The sequence below is a fragment of the Bacillus sp. mrc49 genome, assembly GCF_002803435.1.
In genome coordinates this window covers 1-8758 of the sequence record NZ_PHNG01000701.1, presented here as the reverse complement: position 1 = coordinate 8758, position 8758 = coordinate 1, and the positions used below count along the sequence as shown (strand labels likewise).

Annotated in this window: 6 protein-coding genes; 3 read left to right on the top strand and 3 right to left on the bottom strand. The window is 42.4% G+C overall.

Going from position 1 to position 8758, the window contains the following annotated elements:
* The 3 genes from CVN76_RS16575 to CVN76_RS16565 form a co-directional block, all read right to left on the bottom strand.
* Positions 1 to 1701 (bottom strand): SNF2 helicase-associated domain-containing protein (locus CVN76_RS16575; protein ID WP_332850647.1); only part of this gene is annotated, 1701 nt, incomplete at its 3' end.
* The gene (locus tag CVN76_RS16570; protein WP_100532182.1) at positions 1694 to 3319 is read right to left on the bottom strand and encodes an SWIM zinc finger family protein; all 1626 of its coding nucleotides are present in this window, start codon (positions 3317 to 3319) and stop codon (positions 1694 to 1696) included. The genes CVN76_RS16575 and CVN76_RS16570, both read right to left, overlap by 8 nt.
* Positions 3320 to 3821: 502 nt before the next feature.
* Complete coding sequence (locus CVN76_RS16565; protein WP_100532181.1) at positions 3822 to 4715, bottom strand: helix-turn-helix domain-containing protein; 894 nt, start codon at positions 4713 to 4715, stop codon at positions 3822 to 3824.
* A 546-nt stretch (positions 4716 to 5261) separates the two neighbouring features.
* Between CVN76_RS16565 and CVN76_RS16560 the strand changes: the two genes are divergently transcribed.
* From CVN76_RS16560 to CVN76_RS16550, 3 genes are all read left to right on the top strand, one after another.
* A complete protein-coding gene (locus CVN76_RS16560; protein ID WP_100532180.1) occupies positions 5262 to 5579 on the top strand; it encodes a hypothetical protein in 318 nt (105 codons plus the stop codon).
* 626 nt (positions 5580 to 6205) lie between these two features.
* Positions 6206 to 7645: a hypothetical protein gene (locus CVN76_RS16555; RefSeq protein WP_100532179.1), complete on the top strand. Its 1440-nt coding sequence runs from the start codon at positions 6206 to 6208 to the stop codon at positions 7643 to 7645.
* A gap of 371 nt (positions 7646 to 8016) precedes the next feature.
* The coding region (locus tag CVN76_RS16550; protein WP_332850646.1) for an NTF2-like N-terminal transpeptidase domain-containing protein at positions 8017 to 8758 on the top strand (742 nt) is incomplete at its 3' end.

Below are 8758 nucleotides of genomic sequence, written 5' to 3'. Positions count from 1 at the left end.
GGATACAGGTTCAGGAGTGGGGACAAGGGTATCTTCTGCATCACTGACCCCTGGGCCGACTTCCTCTTCGACGATGATCGTTTCAATCTTTTGCTCGTCACTGGATGTAACGGGCAGCTCTTTACCGGCTCCTTCTTTGTTTTTGACATGAAGCAGGTAGGCAATCATCTGGACCGTTTTCCCCAGCCCCATATCGTCGGCTAGGCAAGCGCCAAAGCCATGCTCCCTTAAAAAAAGCAGCCAGCTCATGCCCAGCTTTTGATAGGGGCGTAGGTCGCCTTGAAGTTCGGCAGGGACGGGCAGGATGGAAATGTTTTTGGCTTCCCTGAGCCTTCCGATCATCTTACGGAGCTCCTGATTCAATTCAAATTGAATTCGGAGCATATCGTCATTTTCCGCATCGATATCTCCACCTTCATCTTCTCCATTCAATAATTCCTGCTGCAGCAGGTCTGATAGCTGTATTCCTTTTTCATTAGCTGTTTCCATCAGTACCTGAATTTGTTTAATGAAAGCCGGATCAAGCTTGACCCATTGACCGCGAATGAAGACGAGCCGCCTTTTTTGGTCGACGAGCTCCTCGAACTCCGCCTCGGTGAGCTCCTTGCCATTCAATGAAAAGCGCCAATCAAAATCCATTAAAGCTTTCAGCCCTACGTAAGAAGGACCGCGGTTGGATTGGCTCTTTACTTTGGCCTTCACCTTCAAGGAGGATTCCTTCAAGGCAAGCCACCAGGATGGAAGGAGGATTTCTACGCCAAGGAAAAGAAGTTTTTCACTTGCATCGGTCAAGAACTCCCATGCGTCCGTTTCTGAAATCTCCCTTTTCAGCCTTCCGTTTTCTCCAAGCCAAGGCACGACGAGCTGCCAGCGTTTCGTGGCCCGCACCACTTCGCTAGCATATTTGTTCCAGCCGCGCGGCAGTTTTTTTCCGGTATAGGTTTCAACGATATTTTCATCCCTTTTGGAACGGAGGGTTACGTCGAGCACCCAGGGCCCATTGCCATCAGGTGGCTCGGTTAACCGGAGTCCAATAGTGAAAGGCTTCGGATCTGGCTTTGTCCCTAGCCATTCCTGCCAGCTCTCTTTGTCAAAAAAGGCCTGCAATTCTTCCGGTGAAAGTCTTGAATCCTTTAATGCGCCGACGGCTTCGCTCCATTTATGGTGCATGGGTGAATAGTTCTTTAAATACATGTTAGCGGCACCGTTATACCACTTTTCGATGAATGTCCGATTCGTTTCCGCATCTGGGGAGGGTAGATCCAATGCAATGCTTTCTTCCCAAAATGAAGGGACGAATTCCTCCTCGACTTCTTCCGGCAGCTTCCAGCCAATGGAGTCCAGCTGCAGATTGGTGAAATCGGGCACTGGGATGCCCGCCTCGATGGATTCATGAAGGACGGGCGCCGCTGCCAGGCAAAGCGATGATATCTCGGACCATTCCCATTCTATGAAGGAGTTGAAGCTCTCCTTCGCAAAAAAATTGAGAAGTCCCCACGCATCAAGAATGAATACAGGATTTCCATCCATGGTATCGGTAGCCATTTTCGTGCCATAAAAGCTTGCGTCATCCCAATTGAAGAGCAGCCTGCGTATATGATTCGTGTTGAGGAAGGCATTGTCCTCATTGACGGCACCAAGGGCGTAGGATCCGTTTTCGAGAGCCGCTATTTTGATTTTTAATTTCCCTGGATTAAACATCGATAAGCTTACCCCTTTTTAATTCTTCTTGGAAAGCGCGGAGCCGTTTAGTTGAATCAGCTACATATAAAATATAGCGTTCGAAGATGTCTTCCTTTTTCGTCTTTTTATAGATGGTGCGCATCTTTTTTAAATAACGGACGGCTTGCTTATAGGCAGGCCTGTTTTTTAACGAAACCTTTTCCTGTACCGCATGATAGTATAGGGGCAGGATTAGCTCTGGCTCTTTAGAGACCACTTCTTTGATGGACTCACTGCTGATTAAGTCAATGCTGATTTCAGAGTAAATATGCATCTCCACCCATTTTTTGTATTGTCCTTGTTCAAAAAGAAAATTTGCATAGTTCCAATAGCTGTGCGGAAGGGTGGCTCTGTAAAACTTCTCGAGTAAATCCGTTCGCTTCAATTTATAGCAGCAACTGCTGATTAAAGTCGTAAACGTCCTTACGAAATCCACCCGCTGATAATAATCGGATAAATCTGCGAGGAACTCCTGGACATTCGCGATGATGAATTCAATGAATGGGATGCCGCGTGACCGGTTGTCTGATTCAGACAGGAGATTCAGCCAATAGAAAATGTACGGACAGGCATCCTTCTTCAATTCATGAAGAAGCTCAATGGCCTGTTTGTCTTGATTCTCCAGAAGACATAGGTGAATGGCTGCGAGGGAGTAGGATGTCCTCTCAGTCGTGCCCGTATACTTGTCTGGAAGTTCTTCCTTGATTCGTTCAAGCTCCTCTTTGCGCCACGAGGAGTTGGAGAATAAGTAGCTCCATATTTCCCGGTAGAGATCGATTTTTTCATATTCAAGACCGAATCCGCCGTCCAGCAGCTTAGCTACATCCTCCTTGATGCTGAAAACGAAGGGGTCAAAGGCAAATGGCCGCGCTTGCCGGCTAAGCGGCTGCACGGTTTCATGCAGTTCTTCCGCAAGGTCGACAGCAAGTGCATAAAAGACCCTGATCGTCTGGGTCTGGCTTTTATGTAGCTGAATCATTCTCAGTGTCAGCTGCATCGTGCAAAATTGCGTAACGAATTGGTAGAGCAGTTTCCATTCCCTTTCCATCGGAGCTTTGGAACTAAGGCGTTTAAAGTATGTTTGTATATGGTTTTCAATCATATAGTTTGGCTCGCCAATATGGGGCTCGACGTGTTCCGAGAAGGTGACGTCCACGAATTGCTTCCAAGATGGATAGCTTTTATCCAGAATGATGGGAGTTTCCTCCGCTTGTTTCAGTAATTCACTTGCCCGTTTTACTTGCTGCAGAGCCTGGGCGGCCGATTCAATCTTTGGTGCTTTCCATTCGTTAAGCCAGTCGGAAACGCTAGCGTGTTCGGAGTACACTGCAAAGAAAACGGCCATTTGATGCCTGCAAATGAATCTTGAATCACATGTACAGCTGCCCTCTTGAGGGAAGAGGAGATTCAACCTGGCCTTATGGCGCGTTTCGTCCTGTACCTCGGCCGCTACCGTATCTGCCGCTTCTTCTTTAATTTCAACAAGCCCCTGACGGTATAACTGGAGTCCTTGATTCACCACGTCCGAATCTTCTGGATTCCCGGCCTCCAACAATTCCGCCAGCCGCTCCCCAACTAACAACAACTCCCGCTCCATACTCTCCTCCTTTTAGGGTCCATCCCTGTTTGCCAAAAATTATATTTTTGCTGATCATGAGGATCAGTGCGTTAACAATCGTATTCATGCCTCGTTGAATCGAGGGTTTGGCATCGTGGCGTCATTTAGGCTGCCTTTTTCATGACCATTCCCTTTCCGGATTATGCCTTAAGAATGAACGAATCATTCACATCGGCAAGCCGTACTTTCCTTTAACTCCCGTAAAAGTCAATATCGTCAAAAAAGCCCTTGAATATAAGTGGTCTCGATATATAGACTTCGGCCGGGAAAGCCCCGGATCCATTTTCCCCACGCGATAAAAACTAAAGCGGCGGGTGCTGGGGCCTTTTTTATAAGGTGATTTTTGAAGCATCTCTTTATTATACTTCATTTTGACGTGAAATTTGAAATGTAGATACAGGTTTTGAAGCTGAAGGGCGAGAGCCGATTGTGAAGTGAAGGGAAAGAGCCATTCCCGCGGGAATGGCTTTGAAATGAAGAATCAGTTTATTTTCATTTCATTTTTCCAGCTTTCCAACTTTTTGTTGATGAAGGTAACAAAGGCATGATTTTTTTGCAACGAGAAGAGGAAGGCTGACTTCTCCAAGTAGTCTTTACCTTCTTTAAAATTGCCCACCAGTTCGTAATTGTAGCCTAAATGATAATGTAAATCGGCCAAAGCATATAATTGATCATGTTCAAGGCACCATTTGATGGAATCCTGACAGCAGGCAATCGACTCTTCAAAGCGGCCAAGGCGTGTTAAAACCCTGCAAAAATTGTAGGACAGGCGGGTCTTTAACGTCTTATCCGTCATGAAGGGGATTGCCTTCAAGTGATCCAAAGCTTTCTTTAGCAGGGCATATGCATTTTCGTACCGTTCCTCGGCAACATACATGACACCAAGGCTGCTTAAAATTTCAAGCTCGCGTTCCGAATAGATTTTATCCGTAGTATGAGTAATGGCGATGGCCTTGTAAATAAATTCAATGGCTTTTTCTAAGTCTTTATTTTTTTCGTATTCGTAGATCCCTTTGTGCCAAAGAATCAGTTGATGGTTCTTTTTATTCTGAAGAAAAAGGGGACTGTTTTCCTCCGCCTTGACTATTTGCTGCATTTCCTCATAATTTCGTGTCCGTCTGGCTATCTTTAATTGATAAATCACTTCTTCCACGTAATCCAGCCTAGGTGTCATTCCAATATCGAAAAAATAGTTTACATCAACACCTAACCGTTGGGAAATCAAGTAAAGGGTGGAGGCATATGGATAGACATCGCCTTTTTCGATCTTGCTGATCTGTGCTTGTGTACATATACCGGATGCTAACTCTTCTTGGGAAAGTCCGATTTGTTTACGTAGCTCTTTGATCTTTTGTCCAACTGCAAAAAAATCCATTATGATTCTCCTTAAAATATGCCTAGAGTTATATTTTATCATGAAAAATCGGTGAAAACTGTATGTACATGCCCTTAGCGGTTTAAATAGATTATTTAGTCGGAATATCCAGTTTTATGAAGTGTGGTTAAATATAACTATAGAATTAATTTCTATTTTAACCAATATTTTTTAATAAGAAAAGGAGGTTTGACCTATGAAAAAAAGTACTAAAGCATTAGTCGTATCTTTTCTTCTCATCGCTGCTTTCGTAATCGTTCCTACTGAATTGCCAGGCCTTTACGCAGAACTTCCAGGTTTATATAAATAATAAGAATTGAAGCTTTCATTCAGACCTTTGAGCATCTTCTTATGAAGATGTTTTTTTTTATTCCGTTGACGATTATTCTTTTGCGCATATTCCTCTAGTTATAATTATCCATGCATGGGGGATATAAGGTCCATTTAGAAGGTGTGGAAGAAATGGGAGTGTAGTTTGGAACACCTATTTCCCTTTCTGAATTTTGTTATAGTGTATTTAACAAAAGGGAGAGAGGTGTAAGGTTAATGATTGATATTAATATGAAAGTTCAACCCTCTTTTTACGATGATGAATGTGCCATTGTGTTTTCTTTTTATTTTGATAGGGCGACCAGGAAAATCGGTGAAGCTGTGGTGTACACATGCGAAAAATCAAATGGAAAAGAAGGCAATCAAGATCATATAGATACAAATGTCCAGGAAAAAGTCGCGTATATTAAAGAATTCTCGATTGTTGATGAATATCAGGCAACCTCCATGAAGAAAATTAAACATTTTTTGAATGTAATCGGTATCAAAAAATGTGTAAAGTACAATCTGCAGGGAAATGAAATCAAATTTTAATGGCAAAAAACTCATGACCTTCTATTGTGTCATGAGTTTTTGCCGTTTAAATGGGAGTTTTGCCCATTCATCTTCATTTTTTTGATGAAATCACTCATTTGTTTCCTTTCGGTAGGTTTTGAATGATTTGCTTTTTGGAAAAACTTCAAGGGTTGTTTATTGCTATCGGATTTCATGATGTTCTCTCCTTTTCTTTTTTTATTTACCCTTTCCCGCCCTTATAAAACATGGTTCCTAAAGTGCCTGAGCTGAAGCTTTTCATTATTCCTACAGTTATAAATTCATTTGCCAGTCTCTGTCTATGGGGATTTATTGGTCGTTAATACGGTGTGAAGGCCGAATATGAAGGAATTCGGTGTTTTATCATCTTCGAATTACATGCTAAAATGGTCCGAATATCGGATTTTTCATTAGAAACATCAGTTTCTAGTACCCTAAAGTGAAGAGGGTTGAAGAACCCTTTTCGATGGCCCCCGAGCAAAAGCTCGGGGGATCTTTTTTTCTGTTTTCATTTGTCCATTTTATTTCTATAATATGTTCCGTTTTGTTTACGTATACTTGGGTAAAGATAAGGAACAAGATGGTTCGAACCTTGAACACCGCAGTTTAATCGGAGGAATATAATTATGGAAGTGAAGCTAGAAAAAAATGATTCAACGAAGCGAAGTTTCCAACAGTATCTATTTCCGTTCACGCTCGAAGGGAATAAAATTGAAACATTTGTGCAAACGTTGCTGGAAGACCATTTCGTTTTCTTGAACTTGAGAGATATGGAACAGCAAGGCCAATTTTACGGTGAGCATAAGATTTCACACCGCAATTTGGAAAAGTATTTCATGCCCTATATCGAACCGATCCTATTTCCAGCGAATTTGAAAGAAAAAGAAGGATTGAGGCGTTTTACGAAAAAGCTCGATATTGATTGTACCTTCGAATCCCCCTTTTTAACTACCTCATTCATCATTAATTCTGTTGATATCTTCATATGCCCATTTCATATTGGCATGATGAACCTGCGTGTTACATTACCTGAAGGGCTTTCGTACGATGACGTGCTATATTTTGCCGATACTTTTCGAATTCTCGAACCGATTGCTGAAGATGAACAGAAGACAAAAGTCGGCTGCAGGAAAAACGAGTATGAACAAGTAAAGGATTTCATCTTCAACGAACTAATGCCGCCAATGGAGGAATTTATCGATGAGGAGCAGACAGATCCCACTTATTTCGGAAGTTTGCCTTTCTTTATCGATGAACGAATGTATGTCGTCAGTTATATTGAATTGCCTGAGGATCGTGTGATCAGTAAAAATGATTTATTTCGGGCAAGTGAGCTGAATGGATACGACAGTGATGGAGAGCCATACATCGGCGCATTGAACCCCGCTTATATTGATAAGTATTACAAGGAGCGGGTGTATGACAGGTGGGGTGAAGAAACTTTCTATGTTACGAGCATGTACCATTTTGCTTGTGTCACGAAAGCGAAAGGGAAGCTGCAGTTGCAATTGGCAAATGAAATGTACGGCCAAAACTTTTATTCGATATTGCTTTTCTTCTACTATAAAATTGTGCTGCTAAAGCTGGTTCATGAGCATTCCCAGATAGATATCGAAAAAGATCAATCCAATACGGAGCAACTGATCTTCATGATCACGGAGTTTACTACGAAGTATTTATTTACTGAAGTTAATAGCACAGCGTCAGGCAAAGAGCTATTCAAAATAACGGATGAAACCTTCAGGATTGCGCCGCTCTATAAGGAGGTAAAAGAAACGCTTTCTTACCTCTATCAGAATCAGGATAAACTCTCTGGTAAGAGCAGTAATTATCTCTTACAGATCCTGACGATTTATACGGTCGTCTCAGGAATATTCGGGATGAATCTTTACATTGAAGATTGGAAAAAGAGATTGCCTTGGAAAGCGTATATGGATTATACCTTATATGAATGGGTAGCTGTATTCGTTACGACAAGCGGTCTTATCATTTCATCCATCTTAGGCTTCTTCTTCTTGAAGAAATGGCTGCATGAGAAAAAAAGCCGAAAAAAAAGAATGCTATAGTCCATGTTCAAAAAATTATGCCCGTAGACAGCTCGGTAATGGAGTTGTCTGCGGTTTTTTGTTTTTAAGATCCGGTTGTTTCGTTTCATTCCACTTAGCGTGATAAAGAGAGGAAGTTTGATGTTTACCATGTTTTGGATTTGTCCTTTATCAGTTCCGTTTCACAGCAGGGGCTTAGCTTTTCGCGGGCGGAGGACATGTGGATAGCCCCGGTTTTTTCTACAATCTGGGTCCGGCATCCAGGACTTATGCTTTAGTAAAACTATGATAAAGTAGCAAAATGAAGAAATTGGTCATACAAATTCCCCCATTCCCCTAATATTTTGATAAACTATACGTATATCATTCTAACTATTCATTAGGAGGAAATCATGAAGAAACTGGCTTTAGTTTCCAGCTTATTGTTGATGAGCGTACTGTTCCTGGCCGGCTGCTCGGATGAGCCAAGTCCGGAAGAGCGCTTTGCGGCATACACCAAACTTTGGAATAAACAGGATTTTACGAAGATGTATGAATATTTGTCACCTGAAACGAAGAAAGAAATCAGCGCGGATGAATTTGCGGAGCGTTATGAAAAAATCTATAAGGGCATAGAAGTGGACCAGTTAAAGGTGAATTATAAACAGCCCAAAGAAGAAAAAAAGCATAAAGATGGAGAAGAAGTAAATCTTGCTTATACCGTTGATATGTCAACGATGGCAGGGGAGGTCAATTCCGATCATCAGGCGACCCTTATCAAGGAAGGGGAGGGTGACCAGGAGAATTGGTACATTAAGTGGGATGAAAGCTATATATTCCCCCAGTTGAAAGCTGGTGAAAAGATATCGGTTCAAACCTATCCAGCCATTCGCGGGGAAATTGTCGACCGGAATGAGCGCGGACTTGCCATGAATGGCACGGTCTCGGAAGTGGGGATTGTGCCAGAGAAAATGACTAACGAAACCGAAACGGTCAAAAAGGTCGCTGGTATGCTTAATATGTCCACTGACGAGATAGATAAGAAGTTAACGCAATCTTGGGTAAAGCCAGGTTATTTCGTGCCCATCAAGAAAATGTCCAGTGATAATACGGCAGCATTGGAAAAGCTATTGGCGATTCCTGGGGTATCGGTCA